The organism is Winogradskyella flava, from assembly GCF_014243395.1.
Classification (GTDB): Bacteria; Bacteroidota; Bacteroidia; order Flavobacteriales; family Flavobacteriaceae; genus Winogradskyella; species Winogradskyella flava.
Window position 1 is genome coordinate 97,451 of sequence record NZ_JACLCP010000007.1, and the last position, 18,994, is coordinate 116,444.

Sequence of the window (18,994 nt, forward strand, 5' to 3'; positions counted from 1 at the left end):
TGGGAATATTGAAAAAAATGAATTTCATTACGTATATTTTCGCTTTCTAAGATAATTGAAAACGAATCCGAACATTGCCAAAATCAGTAATGGTAAGGCGATGTTTATAAACTGCCATTTCCCTTTATTGTCTTTAATTTTATCAGATTCTAAATACGCAATGCTAATCTCTTTGGCTCTAATGTTTATAAGTCCAGTATCATCAAGTAGATAATTGATTGTATTGAGCAGGAATTCCTTATTTCCAAAAGCTTTACCAGTAACTTCATCAAAACCTAATTCTTGAGGTCTATTTCTTATGACTTTGTTTTTAACGACATCACCATCGGAGATCACCACCATTTTCGTAGGTAAACTTTTCGCTTTATAGTTGTTAACTTTAAAAGGACGTACGCGTTTATCATAAACCGAAGTAAATTCGCCTTCAAGTAAAATGGCTAGGTTTTGTGGTCCTGCCATATATGTAGATTCATCTGGAGACTTAGTAACACTTGCCAGGGAAATGCTGGTAGGTGCACCTTCAAGTTTAGATTTTGGAGAACTTTGTAACAATATTGTTTTTTTAATACCATTCTTAAGTGTATCCATAGGACTTGCAAAATCGAACTTAACCAAGTTCAGGTTTTTGGTAACAGGATGATTTGGGTTGGACGCTGCTAGTGGCGAATATTGCCATTGAATGGGTTGGAGTTGTGCTTGACTTCCTTCACCAATTGCCAACATAATTGGAGCAGAGTAGAGGTCTTTTACCAAATTAGGGTTAACTCTTAGACCATACTTAAAAAAGAAATCTTTTAAATTTAAATCTCGCATAATGGATACGCCAGAACCAGAGTCATTATAGAGACTGTCTTTATCCATGATAACTGCTTCTGTTAGCCAAAGACTTTTGCCGCCTGACATCGTATACTGATCTAGAACCAGTTTTTCATTTTCGGAAAACGCTTCAGTCGGTTTTGCTATAACAACTAAATCATATCTTTTTAAGCTATCTAAGGTTTTTTGAGGATTCTTAGCTACGCTATCCAATGTGAAAGGAGCAATGTTGTAATAAGGGTGTATGGTTGATAAAAAATCATTTAGATAACGAGTTCTAATCATTCCATTAGAGTCTAAGTCATCTAACTCGCCATTACCTTTTAAAATGGCAATTTTTTTTGATTTAGATTTTACCAACTTGCTAAATCCATCAGCAAAGGCATATTCCAGACCTTGAACCGAATTGTTAATTTGTTCTTGAAGTCCTTTGGTTATGCTTCGTTTTAACAGTGGAATTTTAACCGTTTGATCTTTGTAGCTCGCAAATGCCCATGGAAAAATTATTTCTTGGGTAACCTTACCAGTACTATTGTCAGTATTTACATAAGGTTCTAGTCCAGCTCTCGTAAGCTCTTCAATATAGCGTTCTCTTGTGCTTTCGTTTTCGATGGGGTCTATGTAATTAACCCTAATATCACTAGTTTGCAACTGAAACTCTTCTATGATTTGTCTTACTTCAGTTTGAAGTAATCTAAACTCCGACGGAAATTCGCCTTCCAAAAACACATCAATGATTAAGGGTGAATCTAAATTTTTTACTAGATTCTTTGAAACATCAGACAAGGTATAACGCTTATCTTTAGTTAAATCAAAACGACCGTAAAATTTGCTCGAAATAGCGTTGACAGCAATTAAGCCAACAATAATACCGAGTATGTAAATTTGGGTTTTATTCTTTTTCATCCTCGTATGTAATTTCTTCTTGATAATGCTTTAGCACAGCCACTTTGTCTTCTTTAAATGTGATTTCCACGCATTCTTTTTTATTATTGAATGCACCAGGTTCAATGCCTAAGGCATAATTCCATTTGTCGGAATCATGATCTTTTTTGTCATCATCCCATGAGAGCCATTCGTGCTTGCCCAATAAGCTTTCGATTTTAGATTTAGGCATACCAATAAGTGTATCTGATGTGATGGTATGATCGATCATTTCATAGCGTAAAGCTGGTTGTTCTACCCAAGTTTCATTGTCAAAATACTTTTGATGATGATAACTACTAATAATATTAACAAATGGATAGAACAAATAAAAGTAGACGAAAGGTGTCAGGATTAGACTGATTAAGCCTGTTAGCCATTTGCGCCTGTCAACGGTATTTAAAAACAAAAAGAGCAGTACAAAAACCACTATCATAAAAATGATAAGAAATGGTGTAATGATCATTATTTTTGAATTCTAAGTTTTGTAAATAATAAAAACGCCAAGGCAATACTTATAAAATAGACTAAATCTCTAGTGTCTAAAACACCACGACTCATACTATTGTAATGCGCTGACATACCTAGATTTTCCATATAGACCATATCACCAAAAACATTATAATTTGAAAGCCCTTCAAATCCAAAATAGAAAAAGAAGCATATAAAAACAGCAATAATGAATGCTACAATTTGGTTATCGGAAAGAGTGGAAGCAAACACGCCAATTGCCGTGTAAGCAGCAATTAAAAATAGTAGACCGAAGTAGGAGCCAATAGTGCCGCCCATATCGAGATTTCCTTCTGGATTTCCTAGTTGTGATGTTGTGTAGACGTATAATAATGTTGGAATTAAGGCCAAAAGAATAAGTGCCAACGCCCCTAGATATTTTCCAAGAACAATCTGAAAATGAGAAATAGGTTTTGTAACCAATAATTCTAACGTGCCTTGTTTTGTTTCGTCACTAAAGCTTCGCATGGTCACAGCAGGTACTAAAAAAATAAGAATCCAAGGTGCTAACAAAAAGAATGATGATAAACTCGCCAAACCATTATCTAGGATATTAAATTCTCCTTTAAATACCCATAGAAAAAGACCGTTAAGTAATAAAAACACACCAATGACCAAATAACCTATTGGTGAGGCGAAAAAGGTATTTATTTCTTTTTTTAGGATTGCTAGCATTTTATAAAATCAATAATAAATCTTTATATTCATTTCTTATTTAAGTGAAGCGATTTTATCTACACTCCAAGCTTCAGGTTTTGCATTAAACAACGGTTTGGTTTTCGCCCAAACACCTTTAAACAGATCCGAATGTCTGTAATTATTTAAATCGTCTTCCGAGTTCCAATAACTATACGTAAAAAAGACATTGGTATTGTTTTGGTCTTGGTAGAGCTCCAAAAATTGACAACCATCAAAATTGCGAATCTTGTTTTTACTGATTCCAAAATTAGCTAAGAATTCTTCAATCTTAGACGGTTCAAAACTCATTTTTACAATTCTTACTAACATTTTTAAAAGCCTTTCCTAAATCCTTTCCAAAGGAAAGAACTTTCTCACTGTTGTGAAAATATTTTCAGCACTATCTCAGGTTTCCCTCGCGTTGGGAGGGACTAAGGGTGGGCTGAAAGTTTACCGTTACCGTATCCATTGTCTTTAATCCCATGAGCGTAGACGCACTACCAACCGTAGTGCAATTACTTTTATAAACAGCAATTTCCAAATACCCAGAGGAGTTAAAGACCACAAGTCCCTTGCCCTCATCATTACGTTTGAATTCCTCGATTTCAAAATTTACAATGTCACTGTACTTACTATATATTCTTTTGAACTTATGGTTGCGTGCCGAAATTTCATAAGCTCTTGTTTTTTGAACTTCCTCAAAAAACTTTTGCTTGATATTGGTAACAACATTCCCATAGTTGTCTATATAGATCACACTACCAATAATTTGATTTTTTTCGTCATTAACAAAAGGAATCAAATTTTTAATTGGTTTTATGGTGTTAATAACTTTTCCAATAATCTCAAGGGTACCTCCTCGCGCAATATGACATGCAACCTTCACGAACACATCCAAAACCGGAAAACTCGTTTCTATTTTATCATGAATGTTAATCTCAACAATTTTTTCTGGCGCAATCTCAGTACAAATCATACTCATTATGCCGTTGTTAGCGCATATAAAGTAATGGTCATCTAACTTAAGTGCAATATGCTTGTTTTCAGGACTTAACTCAGAATCAATTCCTATGATATGTATAGTGCCTTTTGGAAAACTACTGTAGGCATTTAAGATAATATAAGCTGCTTCTGAAATATTAAATGGCGATACGGAATGTGATACATCTACTATTCTAATATCCGACAATTCACTATAAATAGCTCCTTTTATGGCACCAGCAAAGTGATCTTTTTCTCCAAAATCAGTCGTTAAGGTGATTATTGCCATGGATTAATTGTTGATATTTTTTTTAGAAATGAGGTTGTAAAATTCTTAGATTTGTTTGTACACAAACGTGACACAAAACTAAGAAAAGAAAACAGATTAACATACTAAATTTATTAGCCTTTTGAACGAACTTATCCTTGAACTCGAAGAAATAACGCCTAAAGAATTCTTCGGTGCCCAAAATGCCAACATAGAACTTTTAAAGAAATACTTCCCTAAACTTAAAATCGTAGCTAGAGGCAATAAAATCAAGGCATATGGTGATGAAGATTTACTTGAGGAATTTGATACTAGAATGATGATGCTGATGAAACATTTTGGTAAGTATAACAAGTTAGACGAAAATGTTATAGAGCGTGTACTGACAAGCAATAGTAGTGAGGATTACACGACTTCTGCTAAAAGTGGTGAAGTGATTGTTCATGGTGTTGGAGGTAAGTTGATCAAGGCGCAAACGGCTAATCAACGCAAGCTGGTTGAAAGTATGCGTAAAAATGATATGGTTTTTGCTATTGGTCCTGCTGGAACCGGTAAGACCTACACTGGTGTAGCACTTGCTGTACAAGCACTTAAGAATAAAGAGGTAAAGCGTATAATTTTAACAAGACCAGCGGTTGAGGCAGGAGAGAATTTAGGATTTCTCCCAGGTGATTTAAAAGAGAAATTGGATCCTTATATGCAACCTTTGTATGATGCTCTGCGAGATATGATTCCGCATGAAAAATTAGAAAGCTATATTGAGAAGGGTGTTATACAAATTGCGCCTTTAGCGTTTATGCGCGGGCGAACTCTAGATAATGCTTTTGTCATCTTGGATGAAGGACAGAATACGACACATGCACAGATGAAAATGTTCTTAACGCGAATGGGAAAGAATGCCAAGTTCTTATTGACAGGAGATCCAGGGCAGGTAGATTTACCACGTCGAACGATTTCTGGTCTTAAAGAGGCGCTTCTAGTCCTGAAGAATATCGAAGGCATTGGTATGATTTATTTGGATGACAAAGATGTGATTCGCCATAAATTAGTGAAGAAAGTGATTTCTGCATATAAGAGTATAGAAAATCGCGACTAGTACGCAGTGTCAGTCTCAATATCAGGGTAACACATAAACAACTCAACGTATAAACTAATAGTCAACAATGAGCAATACCATAATAGATACCAATTTCAATTTTCCAAGTCAGAAAAGTGTTTACAAGGGAAAGGTAAGAGAGGTTTACAACATCAATGATGAGCTATTAGTGATGATCGCTACGGATAGACTGAGCGCTTTTGATGTGGTCATGCCTAAGGGTATTCCTTATAAAGGACAGATTCTTAACCAGATCGCGACTAAGATGATGAAAGACACTGAGGATTTGGTGCCAAATTGGTTAGTGGCTACGCCAGATCCTAATGTAGCTGTTGGTCATCTATGCGAACCTTTTAAGGTAGAAATGGTGATCAGAGGTTATATGTCCGGACATGCCGCTCGTGAATATAAGGCTGGTAAGCGCACGCTTTGTGGCGTGGCAATGCCAGATAGTATGAAAGAAAATGATAAGTTTCCAGAGCCAATAATCACACCTGCTACAAAAGCTGAAATGGGTGATCATGATGAGGATATCTCAAGAGAGGACATATTGAAACGCGGTATTGTTTCTGAAGAAGATTATATAGTTCTCGAAGATTATACCAGAAAGTTGTTTCAAAAAGGAACAGAAATCGCTGTAGAGCGCGGTTTGATTTTAGTCGATACCAAATACGAATTTGGAAAAACTAAAGATGGTAAAATCGTTTTGATTGATGAAATCCATACGCCAGATTCTTCTCGCTATTTCTATGCAGATGGTTATCAAGAGCGTCAAGATAGTGGAGAAGCACAAAAGCAATTGTCCAAGGAGTTTGTTCGCCAATGGTTGATAGGTAATGGATTTCAAGGTTTAGAAGGCCAGAGCGTTCCTTTTATGAGTGACGACTATATTGAAACGGTAAGTGAACGATACATTGAATTATACGAGAACATTACTGGCGAAACTTTTGTCAAAGCTGATGTTTCAAACATCCAGAGTAGGATAGAGGCTAATGTTTTGGAGTATTTAGAAAACGTTTAATTGTTTATTGTTTAATTCGATGATGTGTCATTCTGAACTCGTTTCAGAATCTAGCCTGCTTTTCTCTGTGAGATGCTGAACTAAATTCAGCATAACATAGGAACTAATACCTCTCTTTCAAACTCTCCATGTGATGCTCTACATGATGTGCCGTCCACATGATAATTTCTCGAACTGGCATTTTACCCATTAAGGGATGAGGAAGTATTACAGTATCTAAATTTTTATCACTAATCTTTTTTGTTTTGTATTGCAGTTTTTTGCTTTCGGTTTGTAGTCTGTTAAGTATATACTGCTTCTCATTCATAGAGGGTACTTTCATATTTTGAGAACCCTTGTAGGTCTTGCCTTTGACATCTCGTAATCGTTCTTGGTAACGTTTTGTTACAGTCTCATAATCTCTAACAGGTCTATTGGCTTTTCCAAACTTATAGCGTAATAAAAATTTGGGCATACTTAAGGCGGTGTTCAATGGTTTAATACTTTGAAGCAAGTGTAAAGCCTGTTGACCTTGAGTCCATTTACCCTCAGGTCCTTGAGTCCACGACTCATTGGGTTGTTGTTCTAGCCAAGAAAGTAATTCGGTGTGTTTGACTTCTATCAGTTCGGCAATAGTTTCTTTATCCATAAAGACGTTAATTTTGATAAAGAAAAGATAGGAAAAAATGTTGAATAGTATATTAACCTAAATGGTTGTTAACTAATCTTCAGCCTCTTTTTCTTGAACAACTATTTTATCTTTTTTGAAGATAGGAACGAGATAAGACAAATTAAATCCGAATCCCACTCCAAAACGACCACTATCAAATGTTCTATTAAAACCGGGAATGTAAAGGTTCTCGAAGTTATTTGGCGCGGTTTCGGTGATTAGCCCTTTAAGTTGAGCATTGATACCGGCATAAAAATTATTAAATACTTCAGCTTTCATACCAATGAGTATTTCTCCCCAAATAGCCGTTAGTCCTTTGAATTCAGTACCTTCTTCTACAGAAAACTGCTCATCCCAATATTGATTATTGATATTGTAAATGTCGTAAGAATTCAAAGTTTGACTAAAGGTACTTGCACCACCTCGGAAACCCACATAAATCATGTTTTCCATGTCTAGCCAATTTTTGTAGAAATTTAGGTCTATTCCCCCTTTAAAGTAACTTCCTTTAGTGGTATTGTTCAAGACTTCATTTTCAATTGTGCGTTCTTCATTTCCAATCTCACCAGCCAAGTAAATGCGTTTTGTAAGACGATAATCTCCCATAATTTCTACGCCAGTATAAGCATCATCAAAAAAAGTACGAGCCAATTTGCTGATATCTGCACCAAGCCGTAAACCATACTTTTGTTTGTAAATCAAAGTATCCTTTTCGGTTTTCTTCTCTTGCTGCTGGGCTATGGCTATTGTAGAGCATAGCAAAAAGGTTATGAGAATTTTAATGGAAGATGCGGACATGTATTTCATTTTCGTTTTCAACATCTCTTATATCAACAGCTATATTGTTACTGATCCACGTATCACTGTCATTATTGGTATCTAAAGTGACTTCAACATCTGTAAAGATACTTTTATATCCACAAGCTCTAGATACATATTCAAACTTTGGTATATATGAGATTTCTATAATATCAACGTTGGACGTTTCAGGATTTTCGGTGTCTAATCTTAGATTGGTATCTTTTTCCAAAATGAATCTTGTAATGGTACGTTCTTCCTCTATGTCATCATCGATTCTTAAAGGTAGGTCCACTGTATTTTGGTTTGAATTGAATATGATGGTCTTATTAGAAACTACAATTGGTTCTATTTCCATGCCGTCGTCGTCTAAAATAAGGCCCTCTCCATAAACAGTTAATCGAGGTACGCTTTTTAAATCCTCTTGACTAGTAGCATCATAAAACTCAATCCTAAGTCTTGGAGTTGTAGGTGTGCTTTCTGCACAAATGTCATCACGTTCGCATCCGATGAATACAATCGCTATGAGTAGTATAAATATATTTAGCTTTTTCATTAACTATTTCTCAAACAATACCACAGTTTCAATATGCGCTGTATGCGGAAACTGATCCACTAAACTCAACTTTTTTAATTGATATCCTGCCAACATTAGTTGCTCTGTATCTCTGGCTTGTGTAGCAGGATTACAAGATACATAAACCAAACGTTCTGCATTAAGGTTTATTATTTTTTTAAGGGTTTTTGGCGCAATGCCAGCACGTGCTGGATCTAGTATAATTGTTCCTATACTATCCTTGTATTCTGGGTGCTCATTTAAGAACTTACCAACATCTGCGGCATAAAATTCTAATCCTTTAATTACATTTCGCTTGGCATTTTCTTTAGCATCCTCAATAGCCGATACTACGATATCTACACCAATGATTTTTGCATTTTCAGCTCTGCTCGCAACAATCTGTCCAATTGTTCCTGTACCACAAAATAAATCTAATACCACGGAATTATCAATGCTCTCTTTTTTTTCTAAGGCATAATCAGCAACCTTAGAATAGAGTTTTTCAGCACATTTGGGATTAGTTTGAAAAAAGCTCTTCATGCTAATTTCAAAATTTAAACCTAAAAGTTCTTCTACAATTTTATCGTCTCCATATACTAAATCGATACTTCCAGTTGTGGCAATAGTTCTGTCTCCAATCTCGTCGTTAATCGTATGAAGTAATCCTGCAACACGACTTCCAAAAAGCTCCACTAAATACTGAGCGAATTTATCTAAATCGAATTTTGGTAAATCATGAGATGTTGTTACTAAGTTGAATAACAATCTGTTGGTTTTATAAGATTTTCTAATTACAAAATATCTAAAGAAGCCTTCTTTTCTCGGAGCGTGCCAAGGTGCTAACCCAGTGTTCTCACAATATACCTTTATATTTTTAAGCTGGTTTTCGACATCAGCATCAAATAGGCCAGAGTCCTTATTTAAATTTTCGCCACACCACCAAAGGCCTCGTCTTTTAAATCCAAGAGTGAACTCGTCAACATCGGTTTTTAAAGTTCTGTCATAGCCTATAGCAGAAAAGCCATATTCCATTTTATTGCGATAATGAAAGGTGTTTGGTGAACTAACGAATTCGTCAAATTTGTCTTCAATATCTGCAACCTTACCAATTCGTTTAAAAAGCTCCAATGTACTTTGCTTTTTGTATTCATGTTGCTTTTCAATAGGAAGTTGAATATATGGAGCACCAGGAATGTCCTGATAAGGCATCTCTATTTCGTCTTCTGAAAGTTTTAAAACATCAAGCAGTTTGCACTCTGCGTATTTTTTACTTGACTTTTTTACTTGAGCTTTAACCCATTGACCAGGAAGTGTATTGGGGACGAACACCACAAATTCACCATGCTCATTACGAATACGACCGATGCCTTTACCACCAAAGGCATAATCTTCAATTAAAATCTCAATGATTTGTCCACGTTTAACAAACTTGTTACGTTCTCGTCTAGGCATCTATGCAAATTTGAATGCAAATATAGATGCATTTTAGACTATCTTTAAATAGTTTGAAAATAAAATTGAACCTTTTCAATGCTTTCACGTCTTTATAGCATGACAGTACTAAATATACATAAGCGCAAGATTCACAAACCCAAAGAACAGGTGTCTCAAATATTCAGGACTCTTGCTACTCAAAACGATTTGATTTGGCCAGGTGAAAACTGGCCAGCTATACGTTTTAGAGACGGCTTAAAAGTAGGCTCTAAAGGTGGCCATGGACGTATTCGCTATACAATTATTGATTTTCAAACTGGTGAATCAATAAAGTTTCAATTTTCAAAACCTGATGGTTTTAATGGTACTCATGAATTTGCAATTAGTAAGATTAATGATTCAGAGACAGCAATAGAACATATTATAAGTGCAAAACTATCTCTCAGAGCTACTCTTTTATGGGTTTTTGTCATTCGTTGGCTGCATGATGCTTTGATAGAGGATGCATTTGATAAAGTTGAAAATCAATTCACAGAACAAAAAGCACACAGTGAATACAATCTATGGGTTAAACTATTGCGGGAAGTTTACAAACGAAAATCGTTTCAAACCAAACATGCTTAGTTGAAAAAAGAAGACAGCATAGATGCAGAACTGATTGAAGCCTATAAGCTGGGTGACAAAACCGCTTTGGCAACTTTGGTAAAACGATGGCACAAATTATTCTGTAATAAAGCCTACTGGCTAGTTAAGGATAAGGATGTAGCCAAAGATATTGCGCAGGATAGTTGGACGATCATTATTAATAGAATAGATAGTCTCAAGAACCCTAATCAATTTAAATTTTGGGCTTATAGAATTGTGTGCAACAAATCAACGGACTGGCTTAGAAAGGAATCCAAAAATCAAAAACGAACTTTGAGCTATGATACGGAAATAGAAAGTAAACAAGGGCAATACAGCGAAAACGATATTGAGAAAGTAATGCTTTTAAAAGCTATAAACAATTTGCCTCCAAATCAAAACGCTGTTGTAAAACTATTTTATTTGCAAAACCATAGCTTAAAACAAATAAGTACACTATTGAACATATCTGTAGGAACCGCAAAATCGAGGTTGTTCCACGCAAGGGAAAAATTAAAAAAAACTTTAAAACATAGACATTATGAAAACTAATATGGAAGACATAGACCAATTAATTAAAGAAACACTTACAGAAGAAGAAGCGAAGTTCTATGACGAATTAGAAGAACAAAACCTCATGCAGATGATATCTGGTATATTCTCAGGAAAGAATAGCTGGATCGTTTATACAATGAGCATTGTTCAAGTTGTTTTCTTCGGGCTTTTTATTTACTGTGCAATTCAGTTCTTTGAAGTTGAATCAACAAACGATCTCATAAAATGGGGCGTTTTTGGAACTATTAGTTTAATAGGATCTAGTATGCTTAAATTATTTTCTTGGATGCAAATGGATAAAAAGGCCATTATAAGAGAAATAAAACGACTTGAACTGCAAGTATCATCGCTATCTGGTAAAATTTCTGAGTAAGTTTTAAAACAACAAGATTATTTATTAATTTGCGGGCTCTAAGGGATGATTTCTTTCCCACGCTGCTTTTTCGGACTCTTCGAAAGAATAAAGGTAGATAAGGAACTCGCTAAGCGAGATTAGGCAACCCCTCACTCTTTGCTCAGCTTATGTTAAACTTTAAAAACTTTTGAAATGGCTGTTTTAGACCACATTTCATCGCAAGAGGCGATGGCACTAGAAAACAAGTATGGAGCACAGAATTATCACCCGTTACCAGTAGTATTGAGTAAAGGAGATGGCGTGTTTGTTTGGGATGTAGAAGGTAAAAAGTATTACGACTTTTTATCAGCGTACTCTTCTCTTAATCAAGGACATTGTCATCCAAAGATTGTGAATGCTATGACCGAGCAAGCACAACGATTAACATTAACCTCTCGAGCATTTTATAACGATATGCTTGGACGTTACGAAAAATATGCGACCGAGTTTTTTAAGTTCGATAAAATGTTACCAATGAACTCAGGAGCTGAAGCAGTTGAAACCGCTTTGAAACTTTGTAGAAAATGGGCATATGAGGTAAAAGGTATTGATTTAAATAAAGCTGAAATTGTTGTTTGTAAGAATAATTTTCATGGAAGAACAACAACAATTATTTCATTTTCCAATGATCCTGTAGCACGCAAAAACTTTGGACCTTATACTGATGGCTTTATCAAAGTAGAATACGATAATCTTGAAGAATTAGAGGCTGTGCTAAGTTCTAATCCTAATGTTGCTGGATTTATGGTAGAACCAATTCAGGGAGAAGCAGGAGTTTACGTACCAGGTGAAAACTATTTAAGAGAAGCTAAGGCACTTTGTGAAAAGTATAACGTATTATTTATTGCAGATGAAGTGCAAACAGGTATCGCGCGTACAGGTCGATTATTAGCAAGCTGCGGAAATTGCGACTGTGCAGATAAGAATTGTTCTGGTACGCCAGATGTAAAACCGGATGTGTTAATCTTAGGAAAAGCATTAAGTGGCGGTTTATATCCTGTATCTGCCGTAATGGCCAATAACGAAATCATGAACGTCATTCAACCAGGAAATCATGGGAGTACTTTTGGTGGAAATCCGATTGCTGCTGCAGTGGCCATTGCAGCTTTGGAGGTTGTAAAAGATGAGAAATTAGCCGAAAATGCAGATTATCTTGGTAAACTGTTTAGAGCCGAAATGAATAAATACATTAAGAGTAGCTCAATTGTCAACCTAGTAAGAGGTAAAGGTCTTTTAAATGCTATAGTTATTAATGATGATGAGGATAGTGATACAGCTTGGAATATCTGTTTAAAGTTGAGAGATAATGGCTTACTGGCAAAACCAACACATGGTAATATTATTCGTTTTGCACCACCTTTAGTAATGACGGAAGATCAATTACTAGATTGCGTGTCTATTATTGCCAAGACTTTAAAAGAGTTTGAAGATTAATTAGAACAACAATTATAATATAAAAAAAGCGATTTTCTAAGTTGAAAATCGCTTTTTTTATATAGAAAGAAGTTTGTTTATTGATTTTGCTGCTGCATTTCTTCAAGCATTTCCATGTACTGCTGCATCATTTCATCATATTGACCTGTGGCGACTAAGTAAATGTAAATACCTACAATAATTACACTTAGTACTAAAGATATAATTGCGATAATTTTAGCTGTTTTTACCTGACTAAAATTGTCATACTTATCTGGATCTTCCGCATAAGTTTTTTCGTCTTTTTTAACTAAGAAAAGTGCTATTCCAGAAAGAATAATGCCTCCAATTCCACTCGTGCAACAACAGCCGATTAATGATAAAATTGCTAGAATTAAACTTGCGGTGGCATAAGGTAATTTTTGTTTTTCCATGATTAGATTTATTTAATATAAAGTTTAAGTAAATAGCTGGTTATGATAACAACCACATTCAATATTGCCAAGATAACAATAATTCTAGTTCCGTTTTTAAAATTTTTGAAACTGTTTAAGAAAACAAAACCAAAGAGGGCAATTAATGTGTAAATAGCAGGATACATATAGAAGGCTTCTATAAATTGGCCTTTCAGAAGTAGGGCAAAGGAGCGTTGCAACCCACAGCCCATGCATTCAAAACCAAAATATTTTTTATTAAGGCAAGGTAGCATGTAATCTTCTAACCCTTTAATTGATAAAAGCATAGCGCTAAATTAAGGATTTGTAAAATAATTTTTAGGATTACAGAAGTAAATTGCCTTAAAGCGTATTTTTGTAAATCATAAGATCTTATCATGAATATTTCTAGAACAATAAATTTTATAAGTATAGTCATTGGAGGTGCTATAGCCATTTATGCGCAAGCCGAAGAAAAACAAAATACCTATTTATTAATAGGAGGCATTGTATTACTCATGTTTGGCATATACAGAACATCTCGTAATATTCCTAGTAAGTACGATAAGCAAGAGGAGGAGACGTTTGTTAAAAGTGAAGAGCTAGATGAAGATTAAAGTAGGCGATACGGTAGAAACGATTGATGACGCCATAATTGGTGAAGTCATAAAAATTTCAGAAAATGACATTACTATTGAAGATGTTGATGGTTTTGAGTTTCAATTTCATGCGAACGAACTTATCTTAAAACAGTCAAAATCAAAATTCGATAATGCCATTTATGATACTGACATTGAAAGCATAAAAAAAGAAAAGGAAGGCAATAAGAAAAGAAAAGTTACGAAGGTAAAACCCAAAGAACGGCATGCACCAAAGTTTGAAGTAGATTTACATATTCACCATTTAACGGATTCTACAAAAGGCATGACCAATTACGACATGTTGAATCTTCAACTGGATACAGCTAGGCGGCAGCTAGAATTCGCGATTCGAAAACGTATTCCAAAAATAGTGTTTATTCATGGTGTTGGTGAGGGCGTACTTCGACAAGAATTAGAAACCTTATTTGGACGCTACAACAATGTAAAATTCTATGATGCCGACTATAAGACCTATGGTTTGGGAGCTACTGAAGTAAGGATATTTCAGAATTTAGAGCCTTAGTCTTCATCGGGTTCGTTGTCTATATCGAATGAATCCTCGAAAGTACCCATATCGATATAGGTAGAATTAATAATCTCCAATCCAGCATTTAATATTTCAAAGCGAGTCGTTGCAGATCTTGTGTAAGTATTAAATATGAATCCAGAATCTGGAAATGACTCCATAGCATTTGCATCATTAGACAAATAACGATAAACTTCTATTCCACCTGTGTCTATAACAAAATTTTCAAGATCCCTAGGGTTTTGGCTTTCTGTTTCATCTTCTAGTCTTGTAGGGAATCCATCTCCATCATCATCATTATCTAAATAATCTGGTATATCATCACCATTTGGTAAGTTAGCATCAGTATTCAAAGGGTTAGTCATAGGGTCATCGTCATCATCGTCATCATTAAGCTCATCTTTTGTGAGTACGTTATCATTATCATCGTCTTGGTCTAAATAATCAGGAATTCCATCATCATCTGAATCTTGCGGATCATCAATACCACCTGGCCCATATTCATATATGCTTGGTACATCATCATTGTCATCATCTACAAATGAAAAGGTAACTTGTACAGTCCCGCCTGCATCAGCTTCATAATCTTCTATAATGTTAAGATTAGATGGCGGCAAAATAGAGCATATATCGTCTGCGGTTAATGCTCTATTGTAAGTTCTATAAATAAATCTAATCGCAGATTCGTCAATTGTAAGTGAATTAATTATGCTATTGCCATCGATCTCTTCTGCAGGAGTATCATTGGTGAAGTATTCATCGGTTGTTTCATCTCTCGGGAAAATCAAGATCAAAGCTTCATTAGGATCTTCTCTCGTATCAAATATCACATAAGAATCCTCAAAATCTTCACAGCGTTCCAAATCTTGGTCAAATTCTAATTCTACAGTAATGATATCACCATCATCGCAAGTGAACAAAGAAAGCAAAGAAAAGCATATAAAAAAACGACGCATCATAGTCTCAATTTTGAACAAAAATAAAGGATTTGTAAAATTATAACGTTGCATTGTCTAAATAATTTTATTTGCGATATTTTTGCAGCATGAAGCAGGTTTATTTAGATAATGCAGCAACGACAGCTTTACGTCCGGAAGTGATAGAACGTATCACCGAAGTATTAAGAAATAACTTTGGAAATGCCTCGTCTACACATAGTTTTGGCCGCTCTTCCAAGGCACTTTTAGAGCAGTGCAGAAAAAATATTGCCAGCTATTTTAATGTATCCGCTTCGGAGATTGTATTTACTTCTGGTGGCACGGAAGCAGATAATTTAGCATTACGCAGTGCGGTTAGGGATTTGGGTGTCACCGAAATCATCACATCCAGAATAGAGCATCATGCGGTTTTGCATACTGCAGAACAATTACAAAGTGAATATGGAGTAAAACTAAGTTTTGTGAATCTAGACAGCTGTGGTCTGATTGATTATAACCACTTGGAAGCGTTATTAACGTCTGCAGACAAAGCTGTTGTAAGCTTAATGCACATTAATAACGAAATCGGTAATATTTTAGATGTAGAACATGTAGGTGAACTATGCCAAAATCATGATGCCTTGTTTCATACCGATGCCGTACAATCGATTGGTCATTATAAGATTGATTTGCACGCGATTCGGATTGACTTTTTAGCAGCCAGCGCCCATAAATTTCATGGTCCTAAGGGTGTAGGTTTTTGTTATATTAGGAAAGAATCTGGATTAAAACCTTTAATCTTTGGAGGTGAGCAGGAGAGAGGCTATAGAGCCGGTACGGAAGCAATTCATAACATTGTTGGTATGGACGAAGCTTTGAAAATAGCTTACACCAATCTTGATGATGAAAAAGCCTATGTTTCAGAATTGAAAACTTACTTCATTCAGCAACTTAAAAAACATATACCTGGTGTTTGCTTTAATGGTGGCTGTGAAGATCAGGGCAATAGCACGTATACACTTGTCAACGTTTGGCTACCAATAGCTCCTGAAAAAGCACCTATGTTACAATTTCAATTGGACCTTAAAGGTATAGCTTGTTCTAAGGGAAGTGCTTGCCAAAGTGGGAGCAATCAGCAGTCCCATGTGCTTTCTGCTATTCTGGACGAAGAGCAATTGAATCAGCCCTCAGTGCGTTTCTCATTTAGTATTTTCAATACTAAGGACGAATTAGATTATGTGGTTGATGTATTAAAGGATTTTGTGAGTTCCTAGAAATTCTTCTGAAATTTAGAACTTCGCCGACAATCTCAAATTAAAAACACGAGGTGTTAAAAAATTAGGGATGGCAAATTGTCGTTTGGTATAAACATCTCTAACCCAAGTATTGGTAATAGAGTTTTGGTTGTTGAACATGTTGTAAATTTCGAAACCAATAGATAGTTCCCTGAATTTCTTTTTCCAGCGTGCATTGTAGGTTTTAGTTGGATTTACCAACTCTAGGGAAACTCCTAAATCTGCACGTCTGTAATCGCGTAATCGAATTTGAAAATCATAGGGGTCTGCATAACTCGGAGAACCCCCTGGAACACCAGTATTATAGACCAAATTAAGATACATCTTTAAGTGTGGCATATTCGGTACATAATCCTGAAATAAGGCGCCGAACTTTAAACGCTGATCTGTTGGCCTTGCAATGTAACCACGATTGTGTATATTTTCTTCAGTCTTTAAATAACCAAAACTAAACCAAGATTCGGTACCTGGTACAAACTCTCCATTAAGTCGCATGTCCAATCCGTAGGCGTAGGCTTTCGCATTATTGTTCGCTCTATATCGAATTCTTACATTTTCTAAAGTATAAGGATTTACGTCAGAGAGACCTTTATAATAGGCTTCCGTAACGAGTTTAAATGGTCTATCCCAAATTTCAAAACTATATTCGTTACCCAAAACAATATGAAATGACTTCTGGGCTTTCACATTGGGTTGAACCACACCAGAAGAATCTCTTAATTCCCTATAAAAAGGTGGTTGGTAGTACAAACCTCCCGCAACCCTAAATAACATGTCTTTTTCCCAATCTGGTTTAATGGCAAATTGGGCTCTCGGACTAACAACGGTCTGTGTGTTACTTTCAATGTTTTCTCCACTAACCGTCCAATGATGTGCTCTAACACCGACATTGTAGAATACGTCGCTATTTCCCCATTCTGTGCGTTTGCTATATTGGGCAAAAGCTTGCATGCGGTCTATTTGCACTCTATTAAGTGCTCTTATATTTTCAAAGGCTGTTAATGGACCTTCAAATGGGTCGTAAGGCTGTAAGTTTGGAATACTAAAGTTTGGAGGCCGTATAGAGAATCCGGCTGAGTCGATAATTTCATATTCTACAAGTCGATCTCTGATATCTTCATGCGTGTATTTAAGAGACCATTCTACAGTAGATTCTTCATCGATTTTATAATCACCTCTATGTTCTGCGTTTATGATAAAAGCATCTAAATCATTTCTTGCATGCGTTAGTTGTGAACCAATACCCTCACTAAATTCTACATCACCTAAATCGTCATCACCAATATTAGTATTAACTTCACCGAGACGGTATTGTGCTAAAATATCGAAATACTCTTGCTCCACGGTATGATAGGCGGAACCAATAAATTTCAATGTCAGATCTTCATTGACAAAATAATTGGCTTTAAGAGCACCAAAATAAGTTTGGTATTGATCTTCTTCATTACCTTCATAAAATACCAAAAGGGCTACAGGCTCTTGTAGCGTACCGAAGTTGGTTTGTCTATTTTCTGGTTGAAAGTTGTACTTGTTCAAGGAAATATTGCCGAGAAAGTTCAAATGGAATTTATCAGAAAAACGATAAGTCAAATAGGTTTGCGCATCTGCAAAAACGGGTTCGACATTACCTTCGGTTTCAAGATTATTTAATATTAAACTATTGTCTCTATATCGAACACCTGCGATACCAGAAAATTTTCCGTTTTTGGAAACCGTTTCGGCAGCAATGCTTCCACCGAGCAAACTTAAATCTGTTCTTATACCAAATCCGACGGGATTTCTGTAGGTTATATCCAAAACTGAAGATAACTTATCTCCATATTTTGCTTGGAATCCACCAGCAGAAAAATCTACGTTTTGAACTAAATCCGTATTTACAAAACTCAAACCTTCTTGGTTACCAGACCGAATTAGGAAAGGTCTGTAAACTTCTATTTCGTTAACATAAACTAAGTTTTCGTCGAAATTACCTCCTCTAACTGAATATTGTGTGCTCAACTCATTGGAAATATTAACGCCTGGTAGGGTTTTTAGAATATTCTCAACGCCTGGTTGTGCGCCCTTAATCGTTCTAATCATTCGAGGTGAAATAGAAGTGACGCCATCTACAGATTGTCTGGTGTTGGTATTAATAACGACTTCTGCAATTTGCTCTACTTCAACTAGCATTACAGGATTGTATTCTAACTCTTGGCCATTCTTTAATTGAAATTTTTGTACAACGCGCTTATGACCTACGTGGCTAAATTCTATGGTGACTTCTAAGTCCGAAGGAATTTTTAATTCATAGAAACCATTTTCATTTGTAGTTGTTCCTTCACCTGTACTAGCTTTAATGTTTATGTCCTTAATAGGTTGGTTGGATTCGTCTAAAATGACACCTCTTATGATAGCGGTTTGTGAAAATGAGAAAGCACTTATAAGCAGACCCAGTAGAACAATGAAATGTAAGCGTTTCAAA

Annotated in this window: 22 protein-coding genes; 9 read left to right on the plus strand and 13 right to left on the minus strand. The window is 35.6% G+C overall.

Annotation, left to right across the window (positions count from 1 at the left end; genetic code table 11):
• Positions 1-27 precede the first annotated feature (27 nt).
• The 5 genes from gldG to H7F21_RS16895 form a co-directional block, all read right to left on the minus strand.
• Positions 28-1,722 carry a gliding motility-associated ABC transporter substrate-binding protein GldG gene (gldG, locus tag H7F21_RS16875; RefSeq protein WP_185790492.1) on the minus strand — a complete coding sequence of 565 codons (1,695 nt, stop codon included), beginning with the start codon at positions 1,720-1,722 and terminating at the stop codon, positions 28-30.
• Positions 1,709-2,206 (minus strand): hypothetical protein, encoded by a 498-nt coding sequence (locus tag H7F21_RS16880; RefSeq protein ID WP_185790493.1) that lies wholly within the window; start codon positions 2,204-2,206, stop codon positions 1,709-1,711. The genes gldG and H7F21_RS16880 overlap by 14 nt, the downstream gene beginning before the upstream one ends.
• Entirely contained in the window at positions 2,206-2,925 is a 720-nt protein-coding gene (gldF, locus tag H7F21_RS16885) for a gliding motility-associated ABC transporter permease subunit GldF (RefSeq protein WP_185790494.1), read from the minus strand. The genes H7F21_RS16880 and gldF overlap by 1 nt, the downstream gene beginning before the upstream one ends.
• Before the next feature lie 36 nt (positions 2,926-2,961).
• The gene (locus H7F21_RS16890; RefSeq protein ID WP_185790495.1) at positions 2,962-3,258 is read right to left on the minus strand and encodes a putative quinol monooxygenase; all 297 of its coding nucleotides are present in this window, start codon (positions 3,256-3,258) and stop codon (positions 2,962-2,964) included.
• Between the two features lie 70 nt (positions 3,259-3,328).
• The gene (locus tag H7F21_RS16895; protein WP_185790496.1) at positions 3,329-4,198 is read right to left on the minus strand and encodes an SAM hydrolase/SAM-dependent halogenase family protein; all 870 of its coding nucleotides are present in this window, start codon (positions 4,196-4,198) and stop codon (positions 3,329-3,331) included.
• A gap of 121 nt (positions 4,199-4,319) precedes the next feature.
• Between H7F21_RS16895 and H7F21_RS16900 the strand changes: the two genes are divergently transcribed.
• Positions 4,320-5,273, plus strand: a complete 954-nt coding sequence (locus tag H7F21_RS16900; protein WP_185790497.1) for a PhoH family protein — start codon at positions 4,320-4,322, stop codon at positions 5,271-5,273.
• Between the two features lie 67 nt (positions 5,274-5,340).
• Positions 5,341-6,294 (plus strand): phosphoribosylaminoimidazolesuccinocarboxamide synthase, encoded by a 954-nt coding sequence (locus tag H7F21_RS16905; RefSeq protein WP_185790498.1) that lies wholly within the window; start codon positions 5,341-5,343, stop codon positions 6,292-6,294.
• Between the two features lie 103 nt (positions 6,295-6,397).
• Here H7F21_RS16905 and H7F21_RS16910 read toward each other — a convergent pair whose 3' ends face one another.
• The 4 genes from H7F21_RS16910 to rlmD form a co-directional block, all read right to left on the minus strand.
• Positions 6,398-6,922: a DinB family protein gene (locus H7F21_RS16910; RefSeq protein ID WP_185790499.1), complete on the minus strand. Its 525-nt coding sequence runs from the start codon at positions 6,920-6,922 to the stop codon at positions 6,398-6,400.
• Between the two features lie 72 nt (positions 6,923-6,994).
• Positions 6,995-7,741 carry a DUF6048 family protein gene (locus H7F21_RS16915; protein ID WP_185790500.1) on the minus strand — a complete coding sequence of 249 codons (747 nt, stop codon included), beginning with the start codon at positions 7,739-7,741 and terminating at the stop codon, positions 6,995-6,997.
• The gene (locus H7F21_RS16920; protein WP_185790501.1) at positions 7,722-8,297 is read right to left on the minus strand and encodes a DUF6452 family protein; all 576 of its coding nucleotides are present in this window, start codon (positions 8,295-8,297) and stop codon (positions 7,722-7,724) included. The genes H7F21_RS16915 and H7F21_RS16920 overlap by 20 nt, the downstream gene beginning before the upstream one ends.
• 3 nt (positions 8,298-8,300) lie before the next feature.
• Complete coding sequence (rlmD, locus tag H7F21_RS16925) at positions 8,301-9,752, minus strand: 23S rRNA (uracil(1939)-C(5))-methyltransferase RlmD (protein WP_185790502.1); 1,452 nt, start codon at positions 9,750-9,752, stop codon at positions 8,301-8,303.
• A gap of 99 nt (positions 9,753-9,851) precedes the next feature.
• Between rlmD and H7F21_RS16930 the strand changes: the two genes are divergently transcribed.
• The 4 genes from H7F21_RS16930 to rocD all read left to right on the plus strand — a co-directional run bounded on the left by H7F21_RS16930 (position 9,852) and on the right by rocD (position 12,741).
• On the plus strand, positions 9,852-10,358 hold the full coding sequence (locus tag H7F21_RS16930) for a hypothetical protein (protein ID WP_185790503.1): 507 nt from the start codon (positions 9,852-9,854) through the stop codon (positions 10,356-10,358).
• Positions 10,359-10,910: an RNA polymerase sigma factor gene (locus tag H7F21_RS16935; RefSeq protein WP_185790504.1), complete on the plus strand. Its 552-nt coding sequence runs from the start codon at positions 10,359-10,361 to the stop codon at positions 10,908-10,910.
• Positions 10,900-11,286: a DUF6768 family protein gene (locus tag H7F21_RS16940; protein ID WP_185790505.1), complete on the plus strand. Its 387-nt coding sequence runs from the start codon at positions 10,900-10,902 to the stop codon at positions 11,284-11,286. Before H7F21_RS16935 ends, H7F21_RS16940 begins: the two co-directional genes overlap by 11 nt.
• Before the next feature lie 174 nt (positions 11,287-11,460).
• Positions 11,461-12,741 (plus strand): ornithine--oxo-acid transaminase, encoded by a 1,281-nt coding sequence (rocD, locus tag H7F21_RS16945; RefSeq protein WP_185790506.1) that lies wholly within the window; start codon positions 11,461-11,463, stop codon positions 12,739-12,741.
• 77 nt (positions 12,742-12,818) lie between these two features.
• On the opposite strand, the gene H7F21_RS16950 is transcribed toward rocD, so the two are convergent.
• Together H7F21_RS16950 and H7F21_RS16955 are read right to left on the minus strand one after the other, a co-directional pair.
• Positions 12,819-13,154, minus strand: a complete 336-nt coding sequence (locus H7F21_RS16950; protein WP_185790507.1) for a CCC motif membrane protein — start codon at positions 13,152-13,154, stop codon at positions 12,819-12,821.
• 8 nt (positions 13,155-13,162) lie between these two features.
• Positions 13,163-13,462 carry a DUF2752 domain-containing protein gene (locus H7F21_RS16955; RefSeq protein ID WP_185790508.1) on the minus strand — a complete coding sequence of 100 codons (300 nt, stop codon included), beginning with the start codon at positions 13,460-13,462 and terminating at the stop codon, positions 13,163-13,165.
• A gap of 90 nt (positions 13,463-13,552) precedes the next feature.
• On the opposite strand from H7F21_RS16955, the gene H7F21_RS16960 reads away from it, so the two are divergent.
• Together H7F21_RS16960 and H7F21_RS16965 are read left to right on the plus strand one after the other, a co-directional pair.
• On the plus strand, positions 13,553-13,771 hold the full coding sequence (locus tag H7F21_RS16960; protein WP_185790509.1) for a hypothetical protein: 219 nt from the start codon (positions 13,553-13,555) through the stop codon (positions 13,769-13,771).
• Complete coding sequence (locus H7F21_RS16965) at positions 13,761-14,318, plus strand: Smr/MutS family protein (RefSeq protein ID WP_185790510.1); 558 nt, start codon at positions 13,761-13,763, stop codon at positions 14,316-14,318. The genes H7F21_RS16960 and H7F21_RS16965 overlap by 11 nt, the downstream gene beginning before the upstream one ends.
• Here H7F21_RS16965 and H7F21_RS16970 read toward each other — a convergent pair.
• On the minus strand, positions 14,315-15,331 hold the full coding sequence (locus tag H7F21_RS16970; RefSeq protein ID WP_185790511.1) for a hypothetical protein: 1,017 nt from the start codon (positions 15,329-15,331) through the stop codon (positions 14,315-14,317). The genes H7F21_RS16965 and H7F21_RS16970 overlap by 4 nt on opposite strands.
• 35 nt (positions 15,332-15,366) lie before the next feature.
• Between H7F21_RS16970 and H7F21_RS16975 the strand changes: the two genes are divergently transcribed.
• On the plus strand, positions 15,367-16,512 hold the full coding sequence (locus H7F21_RS16975) for a cysteine desulfurase family protein (RefSeq protein ID WP_185790512.1): 1,146 nt from the start codon (positions 15,367-15,369) through the stop codon (positions 16,510-16,512).
• Positions 16,513-16,527: 15 nt separating this feature from the next.
• Here H7F21_RS16975 and H7F21_RS16980 read toward each other — a convergent pair whose 3' ends face one another.
• Complete coding sequence (locus H7F21_RS16980; RefSeq protein ID WP_185790513.1) at positions 16,528-18,993, minus strand: TonB-dependent receptor; 2,466 nt, start codon at positions 18,991-18,993, stop codon at positions 16,528-16,530.
• Position 18,994 lies beyond the last annotated feature (1 nt).

Excerpts from the sequence above, each read along its gene's own strand:
- gldF (WP_185790494.1), bottom strand. The coding sequence starts at position 2,925 with ATGCTAGCAATCCTAAAAAAAGAAATAAATACCTTTTTCGCCTCACCA.
- H7F21_RS16890 (WP_185790495.1), bottom strand. The coding sequence starts at position 3,258 with ATGTTAGTAAGAATTGTAAAAATGAGTTTTGAACCGTCTAAGATTGAA.
- H7F21_RS16940 (WP_185790505.1), top strand. The coding sequence starts at position 10,900 with ATGAAAACTAATATGGAAGACATAGACCAATTAATTAAAGAAACACTT.
- rocD (WP_185790506.1), top strand. The coding sequence starts at position 11,461 with ATGGCTGTTTTAGACCACATTTCATCGCAAGAGGCGATGGCACTAGAA.
- H7F21_RS16970 (WP_185790511.1), bottom strand. The coding sequence starts at position 15,331 with ATGCAACGTTATAATTTTACAAATCCTTTATTTTTGTTCAAAATTGAG.
- H7F21_RS16895 (WP_185790496.1), bottom strand. The coding sequence starts at position 4,198 with ATGGCAATAATCACCTTAACGACTGATTTTGGAGAAAAAGATCACTTT.
- H7F21_RS16920 (WP_185790501.1), bottom strand. The coding sequence starts at position 8,297 with ATGAAAAAGCTAAATATATTTATACTACTCATAGCGATTGTATTCATC.
- H7F21_RS16965 (WP_185790510.1), top strand. The coding sequence starts at position 13,761 with ATGAAGATTAAAGTAGGCGATACGGTAGAAACGATTGATGACGCCATA.
- H7F21_RS16960 (WP_185790509.1), top strand. The coding sequence starts at position 13,553 with ATGAATATTTCTAGAACAATAAATTTTATAAGTATAGTCATTGGAGGT.
- gldG (WP_185790492.1), bottom strand. The coding sequence starts at position 1,722 with ATGAAAAAGAATAAAACCCAAATTTACATACTCGGTATTATTGTTGGC.
- H7F21_RS16975 (WP_185790512.1), top strand. The coding sequence starts at position 15,367 with ATGAAGCAGGTTTATTTAGATAATGCAGCAACGACAGCTTTACGTCCG.
- H7F21_RS16955 (WP_185790508.1), bottom strand. The coding sequence starts at position 13,462 with ATGCTTTTATCAATTAAAGGGTTAGAAGATTACATGCTACCTTGCCTT.
- H7F21_RS16910 (WP_185790499.1), bottom strand. The coding sequence starts at position 6,922 with ATGGATAAAGAAACTATTGCCGAACTGATAGAAGTCAAACACACCGAA.
- H7F21_RS16880 (WP_185790493.1), bottom strand. The coding sequence starts at position 2,206 with ATGATCATTACACCATTTCTTATCATTTTTATGATAGTGGTTTTTGTA.
- H7F21_RS16930 (WP_185790503.1), top strand. The coding sequence starts at position 9,852 with ATGACAGTACTAAATATACATAAGCGCAAGATTCACAAACCCAAAGAA.
- rlmD (WP_185790502.1), bottom strand. The coding sequence starts at position 9,752 with ATGCCTAGACGAGAACGTAACAAGTTTGTTAAACGTGGACAAATCATT.
- H7F21_RS16950 (WP_185790507.1), bottom strand. The coding sequence starts at position 13,154 with ATGGAAAAACAAAAATTACCTTATGCCACCGCAAGTTTAATTCTAGCA.
- H7F21_RS16915 (WP_185790500.1), bottom strand. The coding sequence starts at position 7,741 with ATGTCCGCATCTTCCATTAAAATTCTCATAACCTTTTTGCTATGCTCT.
- H7F21_RS16905 (WP_185790498.1), top strand. The coding sequence starts at position 5,341 with ATGAGCAATACCATAATAGATACCAATTTCAATTTTCCAAGTCAGAAA.